At 51.5% G+C, this 22379-nt stretch carries 19 protein-coding genes; 8 read left to right on the plus strand and 11 right to left on the minus strand.

Going from position 1 to position 22379, the window contains the following annotated elements:
- Nucleotides 1-31 precede the first annotated feature (31 nt).
- Entirely contained in the window at nucleotides 32-1426 is a 1395-nt protein-coding gene (locus tag EHT87_RS01795; RefSeq protein WP_124903246.1) for a purple acid phosphatase family protein, read from the minus strand.
- A 164-nt stretch (nucleotides 1427-1590) separates the two neighbouring features.
- Here EHT87_RS01795 and EHT87_RS01800 point away from each other — a divergent pair, with 164 nt between their 5' ends.
- The 4 genes from EHT87_RS01800 (at nucleotide 1591) to EHT87_RS01815 (ending at nucleotide 9645) form a co-directional block, all read left to right on the plus strand.
- Nucleotides 1591-3840, plus strand: coding sequence for a ligand-binding sensor domain-containing protein (locus EHT87_RS01800; RefSeq protein ID WP_124903248.1), 2250 nt, complete (start codon nucleotides 1591-1593; stop codon nucleotides 3838-3840).
- 105 nt (nucleotides 3841-3945) lie between these two features.
- Nucleotides 3946-5001 carry a polysaccharide deacetylase family protein gene (locus EHT87_RS01805; RefSeq protein WP_124903250.1) on the plus strand — a complete coding sequence of 352 codons (1056 nt, stop codon included), beginning with the start codon at nucleotides 3946-3948 and terminating at the stop codon, nucleotides 4999-5001.
- A gap of 88 nt (nucleotides 5002-5089) precedes the next feature.
- Nucleotides 5090-7318, plus strand: a complete 2229-nt coding sequence (locus EHT87_RS01810) for a ligand-binding sensor domain-containing protein (protein WP_124903252.1) — start codon at nucleotides 5090-5092, stop codon at nucleotides 7316-7318.
- A gap of 107 nt (nucleotides 7319-7425) precedes the next feature.
- Nucleotides 7426-9645: a hypothetical protein gene (locus EHT87_RS01815; protein WP_124903254.1), complete on the plus strand. Its 2220-nt coding sequence runs from the start codon at nucleotides 7426-7428 to the stop codon at nucleotides 9643-9645.
- A gap of 105 nt (nucleotides 9646-9750) precedes the next feature.
- On the opposite strand, the gene EHT87_RS01820 is transcribed toward EHT87_RS01815, so the two are convergent.
- Together EHT87_RS01820 and EHT87_RS01825 are read right to left on the minus strand one after the other, a co-directional pair.
- Nucleotides 9751-10518, minus strand: a complete 768-nt coding sequence (locus tag EHT87_RS01820; protein WP_124903256.1) for a DUF2490 domain-containing protein — start codon at nucleotides 10516-10518, stop codon at nucleotides 9751-9753.
- Nucleotides 10519-10865: 347 nt separating this feature from the next.
- Nucleotides 10866-11639 (minus strand): toxin-antitoxin system YwqK family antitoxin, encoded by a 774-nt coding sequence (locus EHT87_RS01825; protein WP_124903258.1) that lies wholly within the window; start codon nucleotides 11637-11639, stop codon nucleotides 10866-10868.
- Nucleotides 11640-11819: 180 nt separating this feature from the next.
- On the opposite strand from EHT87_RS01825, the gene EHT87_RS01830 reads away from it, so the two are divergent.
- Nucleotides 11820-13385, plus strand: coding sequence for a glycoside hydrolase family 43 protein (locus EHT87_RS01830; protein ID WP_124903260.1), 1566 nt, complete (start codon nucleotides 11820-11822; stop codon nucleotides 13383-13385).
- 123 nt (nucleotides 13386-13508) lie between these two features.
- Here the strand turns inward: EHT87_RS01830 and EHT87_RS01835 are convergent, their stop codons facing one another.
- The 4 genes from EHT87_RS01835 to EHT87_RS01850 form a co-directional block, all read right to left on the minus strand.
- A complete protein-coding gene (locus EHT87_RS01835) occupies nucleotides 13509-13901 on the minus strand; it encodes a hypothetical protein (protein ID WP_124903262.1) in 393 nt (130 codons plus the stop codon).
- Between the two features lie 142 nt (nucleotides 13902-14043).
- Nucleotides 14044-14208 (minus strand): lmo0937 family membrane protein, encoded by a 165-nt coding sequence (locus EHT87_RS01840; protein WP_124903264.1) that lies wholly within the window; start codon nucleotides 14206-14208, stop codon nucleotides 14044-14046.
- Nucleotides 14209-14451: 243 nt separating this feature from the next.
- The gene (gene groL / locus EHT87_RS01845) at nucleotides 14452-16086 is read right to left on the minus strand and encodes a chaperonin GroEL (protein WP_124903266.1); all 1635 of its coding nucleotides are present in this window, start codon (nucleotides 16084-16086) and stop codon (nucleotides 14452-14454) included.
- A 95-nt stretch (nucleotides 16087-16181) separates the two neighbouring features.
- The gene (locus EHT87_RS01850; protein WP_114407921.1) at nucleotides 16182-16475 is read right to left on the minus strand and encodes a co-chaperone GroES; all 294 of its coding nucleotides are present in this window, start codon (nucleotides 16473-16475) and stop codon (nucleotides 16182-16184) included.
- A 294-nt stretch (nucleotides 16476-16769) separates the two neighbouring features.
- Here EHT87_RS01850 and EHT87_RS01855 point away from each other — a divergent pair, with 294 nt between their 5' ends.
- Nucleotides 16770-17510: a hypothetical protein gene (locus EHT87_RS01855; protein ID WP_124903268.1), complete on the plus strand. Its 741-nt coding sequence runs from the start codon at nucleotides 16770-16772 to the stop codon at nucleotides 17508-17510.
- On the opposite strand, the gene EHT87_RS01860 is transcribed toward EHT87_RS01855, so the two are convergent.
- The 4 genes from EHT87_RS01860 to EHT87_RS01875 form a co-directional block, all read right to left on the minus strand.
- Nucleotides 17502-18230 carry a DUF4386 domain-containing protein gene (locus EHT87_RS01860; protein WP_124903270.1) on the minus strand — a complete coding sequence of 243 codons (729 nt, stop codon included), beginning with the start codon at nucleotides 18228-18230 and terminating at the stop codon, nucleotides 17502-17504. The two genes, EHT87_RS01855 and EHT87_RS01860, sit on opposite strands and share 9 nt — an antisense overlap.
- A 24-nt stretch (nucleotides 18231-18254) precedes the next feature.
- Nucleotides 18255-18722: a hypothetical protein gene (locus EHT87_RS01865; protein WP_124903272.1), complete on the minus strand. Its 468-nt coding sequence runs from the start codon at nucleotides 18720-18722 to the stop codon at nucleotides 18255-18257.
- Nucleotides 18723-18801: 79 nt separating this feature from the next.
- Nucleotides 18802-19365, minus strand: coding sequence for a Crp/Fnr family transcriptional regulator (locus tag EHT87_RS01870; RefSeq protein ID WP_124903274.1), 564 nt, complete (start codon nucleotides 19363-19365; stop codon nucleotides 18802-18804).
- A gap of 97 nt (nucleotides 19366-19462) precedes the next feature.
- Complete coding sequence (locus EHT87_RS01875; RefSeq protein WP_124903276.1) at nucleotides 19463-20332, minus strand: GNAT family N-acetyltransferase; 870 nt, start codon at nucleotides 20330-20332, stop codon at nucleotides 19463-19465.
- Nucleotides 20333-20621: 289 nt separating this feature from the next.
- Here EHT87_RS01875 and EHT87_RS01880 point away from each other — a divergent pair, with 289 nt between their 5' ends.
- Together EHT87_RS01880 and EHT87_RS01885 are read left to right on the plus strand one after the other, a co-directional pair.
- On the plus strand, nucleotides 20622-21335 hold the full coding sequence (locus EHT87_RS01880; protein WP_124903278.1) for a T9SS type A sorting domain-containing protein: 714 nt from the start codon (nucleotides 20622-20624) through the stop codon (nucleotides 21333-21335).
- A 295-nt stretch (nucleotides 21336-21630) separates the two neighbouring features.
- Complete coding sequence (locus EHT87_RS01885; protein WP_124903280.1) at nucleotides 21631-22335, plus strand: hypothetical protein; 705 nt, start codon at nucleotides 21631-21633, stop codon at nucleotides 22333-22335.
- The last annotated feature ends 44 nt before the right edge of the window (nucleotides 22336-22379 follow it).

Genomic DNA, 22379 nt, shown 5'->3' on the forward strand with positions numbered 1-22379 from the left:
TCAATTTGCGCAATGTGTTTATTCGGTGATATTATTGGCTTTTTCGGGCTTTGTATTCTTTGTACTTCCGGTTATATTCTTCCAACTGTTCGGGCTTAAAGCGTTTCAGATACTCGGCTGGTAAGTCGAGCCGCTCGGCTTTGAGGGCGGGCGACCGATCGGTAAGCTGGTTCTGACCTTTGGCGTTTTTGGTGAGTTCAAAGGAGTCGTATACATCGCCCGTTACCGTAAACGACTGGTAAGAAAGTTTCCCGCCGTCGATGGAAACAATCTGGTAGAGTTGCGTATTGGAAGCCGCCCGATCCATCCAGTCCTGCAAACCGATGTCATACATTTTGGGTCCGCTCACCGAAACAACGTAAACCGGTCCATCGGGGTATTTGCGGCTTTTGCCCAACGGCATGTTCAGCCCGCGGCCGTACGTATGATCGTGGCCCTGCAAAACCAGATCGACACCGTACTTTTTATAGATAGGCTCCATTTTGGCGCGCCATTCCGGATTGTCGCGGCCACTTTTGGTCGAATAAATCGGGTGGTGATGCGTCACGATCGTCCAGCGGTTGGGGTTTGAGCTTAAAACCTTCACCAGCCAGTCGGCCTGCTGATCCAGAACCGTGGAGTCGAGCAAAGCCGCCTGCGAATCGAGCATGACAAACCGGGTGCCCTGGTAATCGAGGTAATAGGCGGTTTCCCGGAGTTTCTCGGGGCCATTTTCGGGCAGGACAAACGACGGTCGCCAGTGCCGCGAAACCTTCCGCTGGTCGTCGTCATCCTTAAAATATTCGTGATTGCCGGGTGTCGCCAGTGTAGGCACCATGCCGTTGATCCAGCCCCCGGCTTCGAACCACTCGCCCCACTGCCAGTCGGCGTTGGAGGTCGTAATGAGGTCGCCCGCGTGAATCATCAAAGCCGCTTTGGGCATCGTGGAATAAGCCCCGCGAATGGCCCGCGACCACAAGGAACGGATGTCATTTTGCGCATCCCCGAAATAGATGAATGAAAACGGAACCGGGCCCGTGCTGGCGGTTGTGAATTGAAACCATTCCGTCCACTCCGTTCCGTTGCCAACGCGGTAGTTGTATTTCGTCGCCGGTTTCAGCCCTTTAAAATGAACCGTGTGGTACGATTTCGTCGTTCCGTCCAGCCTGATCTGCTGGGTAGTTGCGGCAACGGTCGTGGCTTTCGTGGCGACTTCGGGAGAAGGATCGGCTTCGGCAATGGCACCGACGGCATTGGTAACCGTCGAGTCGGTGCGCCAGTTGACCGACTGTGAAGTGGCCGGACTTTCCTGCCAGCCCAAAGTCAGCCGGTCCGGATACGCCGATGGTAAATAAGGTTTATGTTCCTGTGCGTGTGACAGATGGGAGCCTGGAATACACAATAGAAAAGAAGCAGAAAGAAGTATAACCGGTAGACGGAATTTCATAGAGAGACAATTTTACCTATGGAAATACTGGCAAAGGTGTCAAAAGGACTATTACCGCTACATTAAACTTTTCGTTTTCGGAAAACCCGAAATTTGCTCCTCCTGCCCGATAGCCCGGAATTCCGATTGCGGAGTATACTACATCAGAATGCGTTCCGGCTGGTATGAACAAAAAGCGAAGTCTTTCTTTCATTTCTTTCTATCTGCTCATTGCCCTGTTCTGGTCTTGTAAACCGGGTGGGAAAGGGGCGGAAGAGCGCGCGCTTTATCAGGATTCGGCCTTCTGGCAGGAATTTCACGAAGCGTATCCGATCAGCACCAATCCGGACGAAAACCAGGCGCGGAGCATCACGGTCGATCATCAATCCACGGTTTGGGTGGCCACGGCGGGCGGTGTTTTCAGGAAAGCTGCCGGCCAGAGCAACTGGGTAAGCATCCTGCCGGAAGCCGACCAGGGCCCGGCTTTTGCCGTGGCATCCGACGGAGAATCTGCCGTCTGGATGGGGACCTGGAACGGGGTTTTCCGGTTTAAAGACAACAAGCTGGAACGAATGACCGGGCCAACCGCACCCATTTCCGCGATCTGTGTTGCCAGCGAGGGCGTTTATGCACTCGGTCCCAATGGCGTCTGGCTGCATACCGCTTCGGGCTGGGAACCCAAAAAATACCCGCTGGCGCGTTCGGTTCGGGATGTGATTTCGGATCGTCAGGGCGGTATCTGGGTGGCTACGGATGTTGGCTTGTATCATAGCCGGGCGGATTCGACCGAGCATATCTACAAAACCGATCACCTGATCAGCGCCTATATCAAAGGAATCGCGTTCGATGCCGACCGGAATTTATGGGCGGGCGGGTTGGGTGGCGTCACCGTCCTGAATCAGCATCAAAAAGAAAAAACGCTCCGGCCGGAAAACGGAATACCGTCTAATTTCGTCACCTGCGTCAAACTGGCGCCCGATAGTTCCATGTGGGTGGGGTCGGAGGTCGGAATCGTTCGGTACCGCCCGGATGGTAGCCATTCGCTCCGCTTTAGCCGTCGCTGGTTACTCGACGATCACGTCAATGCCATGGCGTTCGATTCGGAAGGAACCGCCTGGATTGCGACGCCCCAGGGCGTTAGTGCGATCAGAAAGCGGAAGATGACGCTGGCGCAGAAAAACGATTATTTCTACGATGTGCTCATGAAACGCCACATCCGCGAACCGTGGATTGCGGGTCAGTGCAAATTGCTGACGCCCGGCGACGTAACGACCTGGGCACCCGATGACGACGACAACGACGGCGAATACACCGGCAATTACCTGGCGATGGAATGCTTCCGGTATGCGGCAACCAAAAAGCCGGATGCCCGGCAAAAAGCCGCCAAAGCCTTCCGGTTTTTGAAACTATTGCAGGAAGTAACCGGCACCGACGGTTTTTTTGCCCGCACCATCGTCCCCGCCAGCTGGACGGCGGTCGACGATGGAAACCGCACCTTTACCGCGCGGGAACGGGCCGACGAACTGGTGAAAGAACCGCGTTTTAAACCGGTCGAGATCCGCTGGCGAAAATCAAAAGACGGGAAATGGCTCTGGAAAGGCGACACGAGCAGTGATGAACTGTGCGGCCACATGATTGGCTATTATCTCTACTACGAACTGGTGGCCGATGAAGCCGAAAAAACCGTTGTCCGTCAGCACATTGCCCGGCTTGTGGATTACCTGATGAAACACCAGTACAATTTGGTGGATGTCGATGGCAAGCCGACGCGATGGGCGGTTTGGTCGCCGGAGCAACTCAATCACGATCCGGAATGGACGCCCGACCGCAGCCAGAATTCGATGGAACTGCTGTCGTTTCTGAAACTGGCCTACCACGTAACGGGTCAGGCTAAGTACGAAAAAGAATACCGGCGGCTGATCGATCAGGCGCATTACCTCGACAACATGGGGCAGATTGCGAACCAGAACCCGGCCTGGTTTATCTATTTCGACGTCATGTTGCAGGCTTACGTCTACCCGATTCTGATCCGGTGCGAGAAAGATCCCAAGCTGCGGGCGGTGTACGAAAACCACATGGACGCGTGGATGGAACGACGCCGGGGCGACCGCAATCCGCTGGTCAATTTCTTTTACTGTTACGCCCGAAACACGAAAACCGACCTGACCGCATCGGTGGATTTTCTGGTCGACACGCCCCTGGATCTGGTCAACTGGACTGTCGATCATACGAAGCGGGAAGATGTTCACATCGCGCGAAGCCCGGTTCTGGATGAATTACAAATCAACGAATTGCCACCCGCCAGCATCCGGACGGTGGTGCGGTGGGACAAAAATCCGTGGGCAGCCATCAACGGCGACCCCGGCATCGAGCGCGAACCGGTTTTCTGGTTGCTGCCCTATTGGATGGGGCGGTATTTGCAAATGATTGAATGAGTTACTACGCAGAGTTGATCAGAGAATATCAGGGCTACACAGGGAAAACTTGGATTACCTCTGATATTCTCTGATTAACTCTGTGAAACAGTAAATTTTAATTATATGAACAAATTACTAACAAGTATCCTAGTTCTGGCTACCATTTCCAGCGTCTCCGCGCAACCGAAAACCACCTACGCCGAACAACTCGGCTATCCGAAGGGCAAGAAAATTGTCATCTTCCACGTCGATGATGCCGGTATGTTTCTTTCGGCCAATCAGGGCACCATCAAGTCCATTGAGCAGGGCGTGGCAACGTCCACCAGCATCATGATGCCCTGTGCGTGGTCGGCCAGTTTTATCAAATACGTGCTGAAAAATCCGACGGTCGATGCCGGTATTCACCTGACGCTCACCTCCGAATGGAAGGATTACCGCTGGGCACCGCTGGCCGGCATCAAGCAGGTTCCGAGTCTGACCGATACCGAAGGCGCGCTGTGGCCGGAGGTCGCCGATGTGGTGAAGCACGCCAAGCCCGACGAACTGGAGATGGAAATGCGGGCGCAAATTGACCGGGCCATCAAAATGGGCCTGAAGCCGACACACCTCGATTCGCACATGGGAACGCTGTTTGCCACCCCGGCTTTTTTAGAAAAATACATTAAGGTTGGCGTCGATTACGGGATTCCGGTCATGTTTCCCGGCGGCAACAACACGCTGCTGGTCGACAGCGAAATTCAGCCGGTGATCGATAAACTGAAAGCCGAAGGAAAATACCGGGAAGGCATGAACCTGCCCATTCCGGAGTCGCTCAAACAGGCCCCGGCGATTGGTGAAAAAATCTGGAAAGCCGGGTTGCCCGTTCTCGATGATCTCTACGCCGATACGGGCCAGTGGAAACCGAAAGATGACCCGAACCCCAGCCCGGAAGCCTGGGGGAAATACAAAACGAAGCGGTTTAAAGAGATCCTGACGAAAATGAAACCCGGCGTCGCCATGATCATTATCCACAGCAACGACCTCAACGAAACGTTCAAATACATCAGCGGTTCCGGCGGGTCGCGGTATGCCGACATGCTGTCGATGATGGACCCCGAACTGAAAACCTTCATCGAGTCGGAAGGCATCGTGCTGACGACCTGGCGCGAACTGATGCAGCGTCGGAAAGCCATCAAATAACCAGATTGAAAAGCTGAAAACAATCAAACCCTGTCAGCGACGACCCGGAACTGATGGGGAAACCGAAAGAATACAACCTCCAATTCTCATGCGAACACCACTTTACGGAATCTTCTTTGCCTTCTTTACCTTCCTGTCAGTCATTTGCCAGGCACAGACCCCGCCGGTTTACCAGGATAAACCGTACTGGCAGGATTACAGCATAAAATATTATATCGACAAAAACCACGGAGACCTGCTCGAAGCCCAGGCCGACCGCAACGGGGCCATCCAGATTCTGACCTCAAAAGGCGATTTGCTGCACCCGCACGACGGCCAGTTTCTGTATCCCGGCACCTTGCAGCCCGACAATACCTACCGGTTTATGAAGGACAAAAAGCTGGCGGCTTTGGGCGTTTATAACCAGCAGTTCGTCTACCTCAGCGACCAGGTGGTGTTGAGCAATGCCTGGGCGGGCAAGCTGTTTTCTGAACACGGTCTCTCCAACGCGAAATACTTTCAGGGTGGGCCGGATTTTACGTTTCTGGTGTCCGACGGAAAATCGCTCAACCTGCTGAAAGATTCCAAAAGCGTCTGGAAAGGGAGCCTGTCGGGCGATGAAATTGTTGGAATTCGCTACCAGCCGGGGGCCAGCCAGTTCTGGATTCTGGGCAAAAAGTCGCTTCATACGTTGCCGGTTGCCACAAAGTCGCTGACTAAAGTGCTGGACGGAACGGATTTTACGGCTTTTGATTTGAGCAATCAGGGTAAAAAAATCATTGTGGGTACCAGCAACGGCTACCTGGAATTTGATGTGGCGACGAAAAAGCAAGTGGGAGCGGTTCGCCGGAAACTTCCCTGGACCGACATTACGGCGGTGGCAGAAGTGGATGGAAAAGTGTGGTTTGGATCAACCAAAGGCGCATTTGCGCTGCGTTCGGACGGAAAGTTCGATTATTACAACGGCGAACGCTGGTTGCCGGGCGATGCGGTGACGCACATTTCGAAAGGGCCGAAAAATTCGGTGTTAGTTCTGACCGAAGCCGGTTTGGGGCAAATCGTTTTCGAGAAAATGACGCTCCACGACAAGGCGGTATTTTTTGATCATCAGGTTCGGAGCCGCCACATTCGGGTTGGCTTCAATTCGACGCTCGAACGCATGGAAAAAGGCAATCTGGCAACCGGTTATCTGGAAGATTCGGACAACGACGGCTTGTGGACGGCCATGTATCTGGGCGGGGAGATTTTCCGGTATGCGGTTACCAAAGATCCGGAAGCGTTGCAAAACTGCCGGGAGTCGCTCGACGCCATGGAGCGTCTGTACACCATTACATCGATTCCCGGTTTTCCGGCCCGCTCGTTCGAACGCAGCGGCCACATCAAGGAACTCTCCGACTCCGAACGCTGGCAGCACGCCAAAGACCGGGAGTGGGATTGGAAATCGACCACGAGCAGTGATGAAGTGATCGGGCATATTTTCGCCTTCGGAGCCATGGCCGAACTGATTCCGGACAAGAACCTGAAAAGCCGCGCCATCACGCTCATCGATACGCTCATGAGCCACATCATCAGCCACGATATGTACCTGATCGATTACGACGGAAAGCCGACGATGTGGGGCAAATGGAATCCGTCGTATGTCAATTCGTTTCCGACCAACGTGGGCGATCGCAAGCTGAATTCATCGAACATTACGGCGATGCTGCAAACCGCTTATCATTTTACCAAAAAGGAAAAGTACAAAAAGAAGCTCCTGGAATTGATGCAGAAACACGGCTATCTGACCAACCAGATGCGGTCGATGAACGAAATTGGAAAAGCGCCTGCCGATGCCGATGAACACGCCAAACACATGTCGGACGGCTGGAATCACTCCGACGATGAAATGTATTTTGTGGGATATTGGGGCCTGTACCGCTATGCGTTGAACGACACCCTGAAAGCCAAATACAAACAGCAGATCATCGATCACTGGCGGGCAGAGCGGCCCGAAAAGGAGGGAGCCTGGAATATTTTCACGGCCATGACCGGCACAAAGGAGTTCGACCTGAACGAGGCCGTCTGGTATCTGCGCGAACATCCGCTCGATCTCATCGACTGGTCGATCCAGAACAGCCACCGCAAAGACATTGAATTGTTGCCGGAAAACTTCCGCAGACAAACGACCAAAGACGTGCTTCCGCCCGACGAACGGCCCGTGCAACGGCACAATGGCAATATGTTCACCCTCGACCGCAAGGGCCGCAGCGGGGGGAACGAACACAGCGCGGGCGACATCTGGCTGTTGCCCTACTGGATGGGGCGGTACCTGGGCGTGATCTCGGCACCAGTCAAGTAAAAAATGTTTCGCAGAGTTGAGCGGAGTTAAAAAGAGTTTATCAGCGTTTTTCTCTCTGCTTACTCATTTTTTCTCCGCTCAACTTCGCGAAATAATTTCTTAAAAATATGAAGAACTTTGTCTTCTTTGTAACCTTAACCTGCTTTCAGGTAAATGCGCAACAGCCCGTTTATCAGGATGTTCCTTACCGGCAGGACTACAGCGTCAAGCATTATCTGAAAGACACCACCCTCGCACTATCCCGGGTTTTCGCCGATCGCAATGGCGTCATTCAGGTGCTCTCGGCCAAAGGGCTGCTGCAACCCAACGGCGGGCAGTTTCAGTATCCGGGCACCCTGGAACCGGCGCGCGCCTACCGGCCGATGGCTGATAAAAAGCTCGCGAGTCTCGGCATTTTTCAGCAGCAATTCGTTTATCTGGACGACGAAACCGTACTGAGCAACGCCTGGGCCGGGAAGCTATTCGCCCGGCACAACCTGCCGAAAGCGCGGGTTTTCTGTCCGGGTTCTGACCGGTTTTCGTTCCTGGTTTCGGACGGTACTACCTTGAAAATGCTTCAGGATTCGGCGGTCGTCTGGACCGGTAAACTCGACAACGATCGGGTGAAAGACATTCGGTTCGATGCCGACAAAAACCGCTTCTGGATTTTAGGAGAACAGTCGCTTAGTTCTTATTCAGTGTCTGATAAAAGCCTGAAAACCATCTTTCGCCAAACCGGACTGACCTGTTTCGAAGTGGTTAAAAACCAGCTTTACCTCGGAACGCACGACGGCTATCGGATTTTCGATCCGGCGCTGAACAAACCCCCTGGATTGCTTCAGAACAAACTCCCGGTTACGGATCTGACCACGATTGCGTATGTGCACGGCAACCTCTGGTTTGGCTCTAATCGGGGCGCTTTTATGCTCCGTCCGGACGGTAAATTCAATTATTATTACGGCGAACGCTGGGTGCCGGGAAACCGGATTCGTCATATTTCGGAAGGGCCGGAAAACAGCGTTTTGATTTTGACGGACAAAGGGCTGGCTGAGATCCGGTTTCAAGCCATGACGCTGCACGAAAAATCGTTGGTGTATGAAAAACAGGTGCGGCAGCGGCACATTCGGTACGGCTTTAACTGCGATGTCTCGACGCTCAAAAACGGCGATTTGTCCACCTTTGAAATGGGCCAGCGCGACAGTGACAACCTCTGGACGGCCATGTATCTGGTTAGCCAGTTGTATCGACACAAAGTAACCGGCGACCCGGAAGCGTTGCAAAACTGGATGGAGTCGTTTGAAGCGATGGAGCGGCTTTTTACGATCACCAGCATGAAAGGCTACTTTGCGCGGGGCTTCGAGCGGAAGGGCTACTTCAAATTTAAACCGGAGAAATGGGACGGCGGGCTGACCAACGGCTGGACCCACGCCAAAGACGGGATTTGGGACTGGCGCGGCACCACCAGCAGCGACCAGACCGTCGGCCAGTTTTTTGCGCTCACCCATATTGCCGAATTAACGGACGGCGATACCCGAAAAAGAGCCGTCAATCTCATCGATCAATTGATGACGAACATCATCGAAAATGACTGGTATCTGATCGATTTCGATGGCAAACCAACGCTTTGGGCGAAGTGGCACCCGGATTACGTGAATGGTTTTCCGACGATGGTGGGCGACCGGAAAATTAACTCGTCCAACATCATTGCGTTTTTGCAGGCGGCTTACCATTTTACCCAAAAACCGCTTTACAAGGCGAAAGCCTACGAATTGATGCAGAAACACGGGTATCTCGAAAACCTGCTGCGACCGATGGGCGAGATCGGCAAAACACCGCCCAACGCCAGTGACTGGGCCAAAATGCTGTCGAAGGAATGGAACCATTCCGACGATGAAATGTATTTTCTGGCGTATGGCTGCCTGTATCGTTACGCGTTTGATAACGAGTTGAAAACCAAATTTGCCGCAACCATTAAAGAACACTGGGAATTTGAGCGGCCGGAGAAAAACAGCCTCTGGAACTTCATATACGCTACAACGGGCGCCAAAGCGTTCGATCTGGAGGAAAGCATCTGGCATTTGCAGGAATTTCCGCTGGACATGATTGAGTGGAGCGTGATGAACAGCCACCGCAAAGACCTGGAATTTGTGCCGGAAAACTTCCGCGAACAAACCATCACCTCCGTTCTGCCCCCCGACGAGCGTCCCGAGCTTAAACACAACCGCAACCTCTTCAAACTCGACCGCCCCGGCAACAACGGCATGAGCGAACTGAGCGCCGGTGATTCGTTCTTATTGCCCTACTGGATGGGCCGGTACCTGGGCGTGATCTCGGCACCGGTAAAATGAGTTGTATCGCGGAGGTGAGCGGAGAGAAAAGAGTTAAGCAGAGAAAATTAATTACTCCGCTTACCTCCCTTTTTCTCCGCTCAACTCCGCGATACAACTCACTACTCAAAAACCAAACACCACATTCAACCGGAACCCGTTGTTGAACTCAAAAACCGGGTTGCCAGACACCGGATCGGTTTCCGCGTGCTGCGTAATCTGGTTGAGATACCCCAGTTCAAGGCTGAAATTGTCCCGGAATTGATAGCCCAAACCGCCCAAGATCCGGTTCTGATTGAAGATGTTGACGCCCGCGTTCCTGCCAAAACTGATGAAAAGTTCGTCGAAGAAAGTCAGGTAAAATTCGTTGTCGTCGATGGAAACGCCCTGCAAAGGAAAATTGGCGGTAATCTGGTAGCGGATCCGGTTTTCATACGCCCAGCCACTGATCCGGCGCGAACCGGTTTCGGCCAGTTGACTGAGCCAGCGTTCCTCGAAACGAAACCGGTGGCTGAGCGTCAACCGACCCAGGGTGTCGGCCAGCTGAATATCCTGATACAACCGGTGTTCCGGTGTGGGCACGCCCTGGTCGGCTACGGGGTGTTCGCCGTAGGGAAAGGTGACGAAATAGGTGTAACCACCGCCCAGTTTGACTTTGTCCGTGAGTTTATAATTGGCTCCCAAACGGGCCAGCGACTGCTGCCAGGTCCGGATATAATGAATGCGACGCCATTGGTATTCCGTATGGAGCGACCATTTTTTGCTCAGTTTATGATCGCCATTGTAGACGAACCAGCCAATCGAATTGTGATCGACCAGGCGTTTTTGCTGACCCAAGCTCAGGAAGGGCACCAGCCAGCAGGCCGTTATGACCCCAAAATTTCGTAGACTCATTTCCTACTAACTAACCAGGAGCCGGAAGGATTAACCGTTGGGTAAGATCCGTAAATAAACTTCGGTGCCTGCGCCAATCGGTTGCAATACATGCAAAAACAGGCCAAAGAAAGAATGGTTTTGCTGGAATGAACGGGCTACTTACTAAAAAAAGGATTGAATGAAGGCCGGAGATCTTTCCTATTGCTAGTTACCAGAGCCTGTATCGGTCGATAGCTCCGGAGGAGCGGTCTACGCAACATCCTCAGGCCGCTCCTCCGGAGCTACCCGGTGTTTGATTGGCCGTTTTTCCAGGAACAGAACGCCCTTCCAGGGCTTGCCAGGTAACGCAAACAGCTTGTAAGAATTTACATCAAATTGAGTCCGTAACTTGCATTGAACACCTTCCCGGCGTTGATATGAATGCTGATGAGTAAATCAGTTTGAACGGGTTGATCATCGACAATCATGGGCTTCCAGAGGGGCATATCCCGCAGTCCGGCGATGAGTTGCTTTGCCAGTTGGCGTTCCGATTCGGGCCGGTTTTCGAGATAAGCCAACGGCCGAAGGCTATACAGGATGCCCTCTTCCGAGACGGTCGCTTCGAGGGTGATGAAAAAAGCCGGATCGGCGGACTGAATGTGGCCCAGACGTTGCTGCAAAAATTGAACGAATTTCTTCTGACCGCCCTCAAATTCAACACTTTGCACAAGCGGCTGGCAGGCAACAGAGGTGCCATCCTGCAAAAAACATTCGCCTTTCCGAACGGTGCCCATGCGGTAATATTCCCGGCGTTTCAGTGAACCATCTTCATAGTAAGAAAAGAAAGGGCCGTTAATCTGGTTTTCTTTAAAATCGCAGGTCCAGTGAAGTTGCCCGTTCTGGTACCAGGAGCGGGTTCGTCCGTGCCGGATTCGCTGCTGATAATCACTGTACAGTTCTTCGGATCGTTGCCGGTTGGCTTTATCGTAAATGCGGACCGTTGCCACTTTATGCCGCCGGTCGTGGTACGTAACTTCCTCGATCGAGTTCTGGAGTTCACGCCGTTCCACACGGTTTTTCATCCGGCGATTCTGCCGGGCATCGTCGCCGGGTTGGACAACCAGCAAGGTCGTCAGGCAGAGAAGAAAGAAACTGTTCATTGGAAGAACGAATCAGCGTGAAACCATTCCTAGAAGCCGCCAGTTTTAGCGGCCTACTCATTCAATGGGATGAAATTACCGCACCAGACAAACGGGTTGCGTAGTACGATCTTAACTTTTTCACCTATTCAGATGCACGAATTAGTACTTTTGTTCGAAGTGATAAACTAACAGAAACGCATGAAGGTTGTCAGTATCGGTTTTTTGCTGATGGTATTTTTTAGTCGGGCACTGGCGCAGCCTGCTCACCAGACTCCCAAAACGGCCACCTATCGCAATCCGGTTATTGCGGGTGATTTTGCCGATCCGTCGGTCATTCGCGTGGGCGATACCTATTATGCGGTCGGTACGTCTTCCGAATGGGCACCGGCCTATCCAATTTATACCTCCCGCGATCTGGTCAACTGGACTTATGTGGGACCGGTTTTTACAAGCTTGCCCGAATGGACGATGGGGAGCTACTGGGCACCGGAACTGTTCCACCGCAACGGTATTTTTTACGTCTATTACACCGCCCGGCGGAAATCGGACAAGCATTCCTACATCGGCGTGGCATCGACCCATGACCTCCGGAAAGGATTTACCGATCACGGGGTTTTGCTCGAATGGACGTCCGAAGCCATCGACGCCTTTGTGCTGGAAGACCAGGGGAAATTGTATATCACCTGGAAAGCTTACGGATTGGACAAAGGCAAAGCCATCGAGATTCTGGGGGCTGAACTGGCCTCGGATGGGTTAAAGGTGACGGGAAAAGAATTTACGTTAGTGACGGCCGAACGAAATACGTGGGAAGCCGGTGGCGCGGAAGGGCAGGCGCTGTTTAAACACGGGCGGTATTTTTACATGACCTATTCCGGGAATACCTGTTGCGGTGCCAATTGCAATTATCAGGTCGGCTTGGCGCGGGCGGAAAAACTCCGGGGTCCCTGGGAAAAATACGCCGGAAACCCGGTTCTGGTGGGCGATGATGCGTGGAAATGTCCCGGACACGGCACGGTGGTGACGACGCCCGATAACCGCTATTTCTACCTCCATCATGCCTATAACGGGACCGATTTTATTTTTACGGGCCGTCAGGGCGTTTTGAGTGAACTGGTTTGGGATGAAAAGACACAATGGCCGGTTTTTCGCAATGGCACATCAACACCTGTGCAGGCCGAATCACCCACCCAGCGGTTGCAGCAGCATGAGCCAAACATCGCCATAGATTTTAAAAAACCGGTTTCAAACGCACGCTGGGTTTGGGATGTGAGTTTGCCGAAACCGGAATTTTCCGTTGCCGGAGGGACGCTGCAACTGCAAAGTACCGGCTCCGGCACCAGCGGGAATTTTCTGGGATTGGTGCTTGAAAAAGGGAGTTACACCTTTTCGGCAGTCGTTACCCCACAGTCGGATGTGCTGCAAAGCATCAGTTTATACGGTGACGCCGGGAATGCGCTGGGGCTGGGGGTGCGCAAGGGAACGCTGGAACTCTGGCAGGTGAAAGAAGGTGTGCGGCAGGTTGTAAAATCGTTGCCGTTGCCGGCCACAACGGCAGCGGTCAGGTTGCAGGTAAAAAGCCGGGTCGGGCGGTTTTATGATTTTTCCTGGTCGACGGAAGGAGGGAAGCCTGAACCGCTCACGCCGAACCCCGTCGATGGTGCGTATCTGCCCCGCTGGGACCGCGCTCCGCGGATTGGCCTCAGCGTTTCGGGGGAGAAACCGGGGCATGGTGCGGTTCGTTCACTGCTTTTGCAGTATGATTGACTCAGGGCAAACCACCGGTTTTCATGAAGCTTCAGGAAAAGAGTGGGGAGGCAAGGTATTCATTTCCCGAAAAAAGAAAAAGGGCACCGTTCGGGTGCCCTTCGTTCATCGTCTTCGTTGGGTTTAGCTTCGGCGGTTCCGTTGCTCCAGTTGATTGAGTCGGTCGCGTTGACGGGAAGTCAGAACAGACAGCAACTCTTTTCGTTTCTGTTGTTGCAACTCGCGGTACTCCCGGCGGTCGTTGCGTTCATCCCGGGTCAGGCCCCGGCGTTCATAACGCTCCTGAATGTTCCTGATTTCGCGTTTCTGGCGATTGCTCAGGTTCAGTTCGGCCTGCCAGCGTTCCAGTTTATTTTCGAGGGGGATTTCCCGAACGTCAGGGTTGTCATAACGGCCGTAGCGGTCATCACGCCGGTCGTAGCGGTCGTACCGGTCATTGGTCGTCGTTGGGCGTTGCGTCGTACAGCCTCCAATCAGAAGTGTAACGGTTGCCACCAGTATCATTGCCTTTTTCATGTTCGTATCTTCTATTGGTTGTTTATGCGTTTTGGATCGATATGAATCAGGAAGGTTTAATAGATGTTGGAAATTAATGCCAAACAAAAAGCCTCCGGAATCTCCGAAGGCTTTTACCGTATATCTTGTTGATTACTTCTATCTACACGACTCTGTCTCCACGAATCAATCTTAAGATAATGGCAATGACAGCAATCACCAGCAGAACATGGATGACATTGCCCATACCAAAACTACCAAAACCTAATAGCCCAACAAGCCAAATGATGATTAAAACCACCGCGATGACATAAAGCAAATTTCCCATGACGTTCCCTTGTTTTGGTTTAATTAATGGTTATACGCAGTAGAGTAAGAAAAATACGTGCCAAATACGAAAATGGCCGTTTTTGAGCTTTTTGAGGCGATTATCAACTTTTCTCGTATAAAGTTATACCCAAGATTGACACAAAGTAGGGTCGAAGTGTGGAGAATAATCCCCATACCTCTCAAAACAAAAAGCCCCCGACACCAGGGCCGGGGGCTTTCGTATGATGAAGTGGAGGGATGATTACATCATGCCACCCATGCCACCGGGGTGGCCATGTCCGCCACCACCAGCGGGTGCTTCTTCGGGTTCGTCGGCGATCACACATTCGGTGGTCAGCAACAGACCCGCGATCGAAGCGGCATTTTCCAGGGCCAGACGCGTTACTTTCGTTGGGTCGATAATACCGGCGCCAACCATGTTTTCGTAACGATCTTCGCGGGCGTTATAACCGTAGTCGCCTTCGCCGGCTTTCACCGCGTTAACTACCACGGAGCTTTCGCCACCGGCGTTCGATACGATCGTCCGCAGCGGAGATTCCAGGGCAACCCGGATGATGTTCACACCGGTTTTTTCGTCTTCATTGCGGGTGTCAACGGCATCCAGCGCCTTGATCGACCGGATGAAAGCCACACCACCACCGGCAACGATACCTTCTTCAACGGCAGCGCGGGTAGCGTGCAGGGCATCATCAACGCGGTCTTTCTTTTCTTTCATTTCTACTTCGGTAGCAGCACCGATGTACAGAATCGCTACACCGCCCGACAGTTTTGCCAGACGTTCCTGCAGTTTTTCCTTGTCGTAATCGGAAGTCGTGTTTTCGATCTGAGATTTGATCTGGTTCACACGGCCCGTAATGTTTTCCTTCTCACCGGAACCATTGATAACAGTCGTGTTATCTTTGTCGATGATGATTTTTTCGGCAGTGCCTAAAAACTCAATGGAAGTGTTTTCCAGTTTGAAACCACGCTCTTCGGCGATCACCTGACCACCGGTCAGGATCGCGATGTCTTCGAGCATGGCTTTCCGGCGATCGCCAAAGCCCGGTGCTTTTACAGCCGCCACTTTGAGAGCACCCCGGATTTTGTTGACAACCAGCGTCGCCAGTGCTTCACCATCGACATCTTCGGCGATGATCAGCAACGGACGGCCGGTTTGAGCAACCTGCTCCAGAACCGGCAGCAATTCTTTCATCGAAGAAACTTTTTTCTCCGAGATCAGAATGAACGGACGGTCCAGTTCAACTTCCATTTTGTCGGTGTTGGTCACGAAGTAAGCCGACAGATAACCGCGGTCGAACTGCATCCCTTCCACGGTTTTTACTTCCGTTTCCGTACCACGTGCTTCTTCGACGGTGATAACGCCTTCTTTGCCCACTTTTTCCATGGCATCGGCAATCATCTGGCCGATTTCCTCGTCGCTGTTGGCCGAGATCGTTGCTACCTGAGCAATTTCTTTCGACGTTTCAATGGCGCGGGACTGCGTACGCAGGTTATCGACCACGGCAATCACCGCTTTGTCGATACCGCGTTTCAAGTCCATCGGATTGGCACCGGCGGCCACGTTTTTCACACCGATCGAGTAGATCGCCTGGGCCAGAACAGTAGCCGTCGTCGTACCATCACCGGCTGAATCAGCGGTTTTGGAAGCCACTTCTTTTACCAACTGAGCGCCCATGTTTTCAATGGCGTCTTTCAGTTCAATTTCTTTGGCAACGGTAACACCGTCTTTGGTGATGGCCGGTGAGCCGAATTTTTTATCCAGAATAACGTTCCGGCCTTTAGGTCCCAACGTTACTTTAACGGCGTCGGCGAGGGTATCAACACCCTTCTTGATCCGATCGCGGGCGTCGATATCAAAAAATATTTTCTTAGACATGAGTGAAAAGGAATTAATGGTTTTAACGAGTAATGCAAACGGGTTTCCGGGGAGCCAATGGTCAGTTTAACCGAACCGGGGCTGGCGGGAGAACCTTAGATAATGGCAAAAATGTCCGACTCACGCATGATGAGGTATTCTTTTCCCTCAACGGTGATTTCGGTACCGGCATACTTACCGTACAAAACGGTATCGCCAACCTGAACGGTCAGAGGCTCATCTTTCTTGCCCGTGCCAACGGCTACAATCGTTCCACGTTGTGGTTTTTCCTTGGCGGTGTCGGGGATGATGATACCAAATGCGGTTTTTTCTTCAGCAGGAGCTGGTTCAACCAGCACCCGGTCAGCCAACGGTCTTACGTTTACTTTACTTTCCGTTAGTGCTTCCATAATGGGCTTGAGTTTTAAAAGTTAAAATTGTTTTATGCTTAACAATTGTCCGACTGCAACGGCAGACCGTTTACGGTCGAACTGACGGTCGATTTTGGTCACTTATTGTGCCAGACCACTTTTTTCGGGTAATACTGACAAAATTTCCGATTTATGATGTCAGTTTGGTAATCAATGGGTTAGGGAGAATCCTTTTTTGCCGGAGAAAAAAAACGCCAAACACTATTTGGCAGATTGGGATTTTTCGTTAACTTACTTAACAACAAGACTGTCTGTTCTTCATTCGTTTTAATTATGAAAAAACTTCAGAAAGACTGGTTGACGCAAGGGTTAATAGATTTAGAGTACAAAAAGTTTGTCGTTCTGGCCTATCTGCAAAACGTTCAGCAACACTTCTCTGACAAAAAGTTATACCCTGACCTGACGGAATTGCGGGATCATTACGAGACCGGTCTCCGTTTTCGGAACCGCAAAGGTACGCTTTCTGCTTCATTCCCCAAGGATGCCACCGGAATTGACCCCGAAAGTCTTACGGTACGGTACCAATCCCGGCAGGAAGACGATGAGTATATGTCAGAAATTGACTCGATCATTAATTTTGCGCTGCCCCGATTCGGACAGGCCCTGACGAAAGGGCAGCAAATGGCCGACGAACTGGCGGCTAATCTGACCCTGACACCCATCGGGATGCTGCCGTTGCGCCGGGATGAAGGCTATATTTTTCTGCACTGGACCGCGCACTCCCAAACGCATATCTATTATTTTAACCTGGCCTGGTCGGGATTGGCGCTGCCGGGACTGGCTTTACCCAACACCAGTCAGACGGGCAGCCAACCGATCCGGACGCGCTACATCGACTCGGTGCGGAAGGGCGTGGGACGAACCTACGAAACGCTGAAACTGGAATTGATCCGCCGGCGGCCGTTTCTACCCAACCCGGCAACGTTCATGGTGGAGTCGAAACGCCGGTTGCCGTTGGAGGAAACGCTGCTGCCGATGGCCGAAAAGCTGGTGGAGCGGGAGGTATTAGAATAAGGTTGTATCGCGGACGGGTTCGCCCGTCCGCGATACAACCCGTTTGATTTTCACTCCAATACTCATCAACCAGATCAGCCACAACGTACTGCCAATCAATCCTGCCAAACCAAAAACCGGAAAGCCGGGAATCACCGTGGCTACTAATTCAGTTTGTGCCAGCAGATAAATCCCGGAAGCGACGTACCCCAAAACCGCTACCCAACGTGGGAATAGCCGGAGCTGATCGAAGACCCGCGCCATTAAAACCGTCCAGATGATCGTGAACAATTGCCCGATGTGCTCGCCGAGAAGCACCCCGCCGAATTGGTGTACAGCCTGGAAAACAATAGAAATCGACTCCCGGACAACAGGATTGGAGGTATGAAGGTAATGGTCGGCCAGCACCGGTACGACAAATACCCAGCGCAAGAGTCCGATAATCTGAACGATCCCTGAAATGACGCCAACTGTTGTTGCCCAACGAACATAAGGGTGTTGATGTTCAAACTGTTGTCCCAGCTTGATAAATGCAATCAGCAGCGGTAAACCGCTCAGGGCAAATGCCCACCAGACGGCAATGAGTTGGGGGCCACCTTCGTGGAATTGGGTCAGAATGATCCCTGGCTCATGCCGTAAAATGTGGGGGTAATCGAAAATGATCGTAAGAATTATGTAGGGGATCAGCACCAGTATTGAACCCGTGATGAATAGATTTCCGGTAGACTTACTCGTGTTCATGATTTGTATCGTTTTGGTAATGAATTACTTGAAGAAGAAAGAGTAACTAAGGCCCGGAGTAGGATTGACTTTTACCGTGTGATGGGGTGATGCCAGCAGTGCTGCGCCAATCCGGAAATTCAGCCCTTTCCAGATCATCCAGCGAAACCCGGCGTCGGCCATCAGGCCGTTGTCGTTTTTGTAGGGTTGGTTCAGACCGCGGACGTACGAGAGCGATGTGTAGAATGAAGACGGATTTTCGTTGCGTCCCACCGGAAGAAACCACAGGCTGACACCGGCGCGGACAAAGGATGTAGTTTGGTTGACGCCTTCGCTGTTTTTGGAAACAACAGTGGGATAATATCCAACGTGGACCGAGATCTGCCGATGACGATATTCCAGACCAACGGAAGGATTTCGGAAGGCATTGACAGCCAGTTCATTCTTTGAGAAGGAACGTTGGGCGTAAACGCCGTTCGCTGCAAGCAGCCAGAAGATGATGACCTTTTTCATATCGTGTTTTGATTAAATGGACGATACAAAATTCGGTCATGCCCCGGCCAGTCTACCGGACAAATGTCTATAAATGCGGTTACCGGATATTTTTTCGAATGCGGCTCATATGGCGGGGTGTGATGCCCAGAATGGAAGCCAGGTATTGCTGGGGCACTTTTTGCAGTAATTGAGGTTCCTCGGCCACCAGCTTCAGGTACCGTTCTTCGGCGGTAAGCGTAATGAGGTTGAAGCGGCTTTCATCGATGCAAACGATCTCATGTTCCAGCAGTTCGATGTAAAACTGACGAAACGCTGCACTTTGGGTCCGAAGTGCATCAAATTGCGCTTTGGAAATAACTAGTACTTCAGTGTCGGTGAGAGCCCGGATATTTTCCTTGGCCGGAATCTGTTTCAGAAAGCAGCCGAGCGATACTACAAAATTGTTCTCTAACGCGATGTAGGTTGTAATTTCATCGCCATCATGGTTGTAGAAATACTGGAAAACGCCTTTCAGGATAAAGCCAATTTGCGGGCTAATCTGGCCTTCCTGTAAAAAATAGTCGCCTTTCTGAAAAGCTTTGGGCGCAACACCGGAAAGAATTATTTCCTGATCAAGGCTGGAAACTCCGATTTGTTGGAAATACGATTCTAAAGTGTTCATGATTTTTAGAAAAGAGGGTTATATCGCGGAGATAAGCGGAGAAACTTAAAAATCTCTGCTTATCTCCCTTTTTCTCCGCTTATCTCCGCGATACAACTCATTTTAGCGGCAGACGGAAATAATCCTGCCCCATCTGAATCGTAAAACCGGATTTCTGGTACAAGTGCAGAGCGGCTGCATTACTGGAATCCACTTCGATCAGGATGGTTTCAGCTGGCGATTGCTGAAGAATCGCCAGGATCTGGAACAGAATATTTTTGCCAATTCCCCTCCCCTGGTATTCCGGGCAAACGCCTAAACCGATAATCCAGACGTCGTTTTGCACAAAGTTGGTCGCAACCATTCCAATCGATTTTCCATCGAGTGAGGCTATGTATTGCGTCAATTGTGGCGTTGTGATGGTCGTTTCCAGTAAACGGCGGGCTTCATCGATCGTTCCCCCGAAAATGGTGCGGCTCAACTCCGTAAGCGGTTCCAGATCAGCGAGAGTCGCTGGAATCAGCCGGACGGTGTGTGGCAAAACTACCGGGAGGGGACTCTCTGGCTGCGGTTGCCAGCGTAATTGAAATTCAGTGTTGGAATACGTCGCTCCCAGCTGTCTGACAAAAGCCTGACCCGATTCGGACGACCGTTCCGTAATCAACAGCATTTCCGTATAACCATAGTTGCGCGCTTCTTCGGATGCGACCTCTAGTAAAGTGGTAAAACACCCTTTTCGCCGGGCTTTGGGTAGCGTATAACCGCTAAATTCCACCAGCTGCGTAGTAGGAGCAAAGGCTGACAAAAGCCCAATTAACACCTCATTCTTGTACAGCAAAAACCAGTGACACATCGACTGAAAATAATTCATCGACTTATCCCAGTGAATGTGTCCCTGTAACCCATTATCGGCTTTACAACGTATTTCAAGGGCCTGGGCAGCCAGGTATTGTTCCTCGTTAAGGTCGGTCAGAGAAAGAATTTTCATTTTACAAACTTACGCTAAAAAGGGAAATGCCGGTCTGGAATGATGCAACGCCCGCGACTTTTTCCTCCTCTATTGGAAGTATCCTTGCAACTCCGGCTCCGGTGAGCCATCCAAGTGTCCATTCCGGGACAAAAGGTGTCCACAAATGGACGAGTTTGCCTCGACCTAAACGTAAAAACCCCGTTTTTGATCTATACAAAGCCTAATTTCGGATTTGGCAAAAGATTTGTTCTGCAAATATTGAACTAATGGTTTTCCTTTTTATTTCTAAACAACAAGTACACGAATCATGAGAACTTTCAACCCCAAAACAACCCGCAAACTTCGGAACTTCCTGCTCGTGAGTTTCTTCTTCTACGGTTTTACGGCCATGGCCCAACCGGATTATTACATCAGAACGGATTCGACGAAAGGATACTGGAAAATTCAAACCGACTTTGCAAGTCAGCAAACCCGGATTCGGTTTTTTAACAGCCAGCACGAACCCATCTATCAGGAAAACCTGGCGGGTCGTTATGTTAAACTGACGAATCGGACGATCCGGTTATTCGACTCGATGCTGGAGCGGCTGTTGACCAACCAGTTGCTGTCGGCCGAAGTCAAAAGCCACGAATTGGTGGCTTCCAGCACCGGCGTTCCTGACTACGCCGTTTCGGCGCCCCTGACTCATCCCATTTCCACTTCCTACGTGCTGGCTTCTCCCACCGAATCGCTGGAAACCAATCCGTTACGTACTGATGTGTCGATCAGTAGTACCGGAAAATTGAAAATTCACGCCGTAAATCTTCGGCAGGAGCCTGTACTGGTAACCATCCTGGACGATCAGGGACGGTCTATTTTCAAACAAAAAACCGTTGCCCCAACCTACAACCGGACGCTGAATCTGAGCCAGTTGCAGGAAGGTACGTTTCGGTTTGAGGTGATCGGTTTACAAAAAAAATACTATTACCGCCTGGTTGTTCAATCCAATCCCCAATCGTATCAGCTTCGGGCCATTCCCTGACGAATCCAGCATTGGGTTTGTAAGCCATTACCGCCTTTCTGTCCCATTTTTCCGCTCGTTCGTCCCTTTGGTTTAGCCGTTTGCCGGCAATTACGCTGCTTTGTGGTAGAAAATCGAAGTCTTGAAACCGCTTGTAAAATCGGACAGTATTGTACGGTTTCGGACAGCGATAAGTTTAAAAATGCCTCTTGATTTGCTTTAAACGCCATTTTCCTTTCTGGCAACAGATTTGTTTTACAAACTTTGAAATAATAGAAGTCAAGCTAATACCCTGTAAACAACACGCACAACACCCATGAAAACTGTTCAAGAAAAAACCGCCCGATTGTTCAGAACCCTGCTGGTTCTGTTGCTCCTGTTCACTACGCTGGTCGGCAGAGCCCAGCCGGACTACCGTGCCGAAACCAATCCGGGCAAAGGATACTGGAAAATTCAAACCGATTATGCCACCCGTAATACCGTCATCCGGTTTTTCAACGCCCGGCACGAAGCCGTGTATCAGGAAACGCTCCGGGGAAAATACGTGAAATTGACAAAGCGCAATGTGCGGCTGTTCGACGAAATGCTGAATCGGGTGGTCAATAGTGAGCTGCTGGCGTCGCAGGTCAAGGCGTATGATTTGGTGGCGACCACCGATGGCCGCTACACCGGCACGGCAACATCCACCAGCTACGTACCCGAGGAAGTGCCAGCGGTTTTTACGCCCATCGAAAACCGGGAGTTTTTAGCGAATCCCTTTGTCAATGAGCTCGGTAGGCTTCGGATCAACTTCGCCAATCCCGATCAAAAAAAGGTACTCATCGAAATCACCGATGACGTATCCCAGACGGTTTATTATACGGAATGGACGCATGTAGCTGGGTATAGCCGCTATTTTGACACCCGGCACCTGATCAGTGGTAAATACCGGCTGCTCCTGAAAAGCCCGGACAAAACGCTGGCTTACTGGCTGACCATCAACAAACCGTATCATGAATACGAATTGAAAGCGGCAAAATAAGGTCACGGTTTTCAGTTTACGCCGGGCCGCCATAAACTGAAAAC

Origin of the sequence: Larkinella knui (assembly GCF_003858645.1) — a bacterium.
GTDB lineage: Bacteria > Bacteroidota > Bacteroidia > Cytophagales > Spirosomataceae > Larkinella > Larkinella knui.

Coding starts and splice junctions, on each gene's coding strand:
- EHT87_RS01870 (WP_124903274.1), bottom strand. CDS start 19,365: ATGAACACTTTAGAATCGTATTTCCAACAAATCGGAGTTTCCAGCCTT.
- EHT87_RS01800 (WP_124903248.1), top strand. CDS start 1,591: ATGAACAAAAAGCGAAGTCTTTCTTTCATTTCTTTCTATCTGCTCATT.
- EHT87_RS01795 (WP_124903246.1), bottom strand. CDS start 1,426: ATGAAATTCCGTCTACCGGTTATACTTCTTTCTGCTTCTTTTCTATTG.
- EHT87_RS01815 (WP_124903254.1), top strand. CDS start 7,426: ATGAAGAACTTTGTCTTCTTTGTAACCTTAACCTGCTTTCAGGTAAAT.
- EHT87_RS01865 (WP_124903272.1), bottom strand. CDS start 18,722: ATGAAAAAGGTCATCATCTTCTGGCTGCTTGCAGCGAACGGCGTTTAC.
- EHT87_RS01825 (WP_124903258.1), bottom strand. CDS start 11,639: ATGAACAGTTTCTTTCTTCTCTGCCTGACGACCTTGCTGGTTGTCCAA.
- EHT87_RS01820 (WP_124903256.1), bottom strand. CDS start 10,518: ATGAGTCTACGAAATTTTGGGGTCATAACGGCCTGCTGGCTGGTGCCC.
- EHT87_RS01835 (WP_124903262.1), bottom strand. CDS start 13,901: ATGAAAAAGGCAATGATACTGGTGGCAACCGTTACACTTCTGATTGGA.
- EHT87_RS01850 (WP_114407921.1), bottom strand. CDS start 16,475: ATGGAAGCACTAACGGAAAGTAAAGTAAACGTAAGACCGTTGGCTGAC.
- EHT87_RS01860 (WP_124903270.1), bottom strand. CDS start 18,230: ATGAACACGAGTAAGTCTACCGGAAATCTATTCATCACGGGTTCAATA.
- EHT87_RS01810 (WP_124903252.1), top strand. CDS start 5,090: ATGCGAACACCACTTTACGGAATCTTCTTTGCCTTCTTTACCTTCCTG.
- EHT87_RS01885 (WP_124903280.1), top strand. CDS start 21,631: ATGAAAACTGTTCAAGAAAAAACCGCCCGATTGTTCAGAACCCTGCTG.
- EHT87_RS01830 (WP_124903260.1), top strand. CDS start 11,820: ATGAAGGTTGTCAGTATCGGTTTTTTGCTGATGGTATTTTTTAGTCGG.
- EHT87_RS01805 (WP_124903250.1), top strand. CDS start 3,946: ATGAACAAATTACTAACAAGTATCCTAGTTCTGGCTACCATTTCCAGC.
- EHT87_RS01875 (WP_124903276.1), bottom strand. CDS start 20,332: ATGAAAATTCTTTCTCTGACCGACCTTAACGAGGAACAATACCTGGCT.
- EHT87_RS01855 (WP_124903268.1), top strand. CDS start 16,770: ATGAAAAAACTTCAGAAAGACTGGTTGACGCAAGGGTTAATAGATTTA.
- groL (WP_124903266.1), bottom strand. CDS start 16,086: ATGTCTAAGAAAATATTTTTTGATATCGACGCCCGCGATCGGATCAAG.
- EHT87_RS01880 (WP_124903278.1), top strand. CDS start 20,622: ATGAGAACTTTCAACCCCAAAACAACCCGCAAACTTCGGAACTTCCTG.
- EHT87_RS01840 (WP_124903264.1), bottom strand. CDS start 14,208: ATGGGAAATTTGCTTTATGTCATCGCGGTGGTTTTAATCATCATTTGG.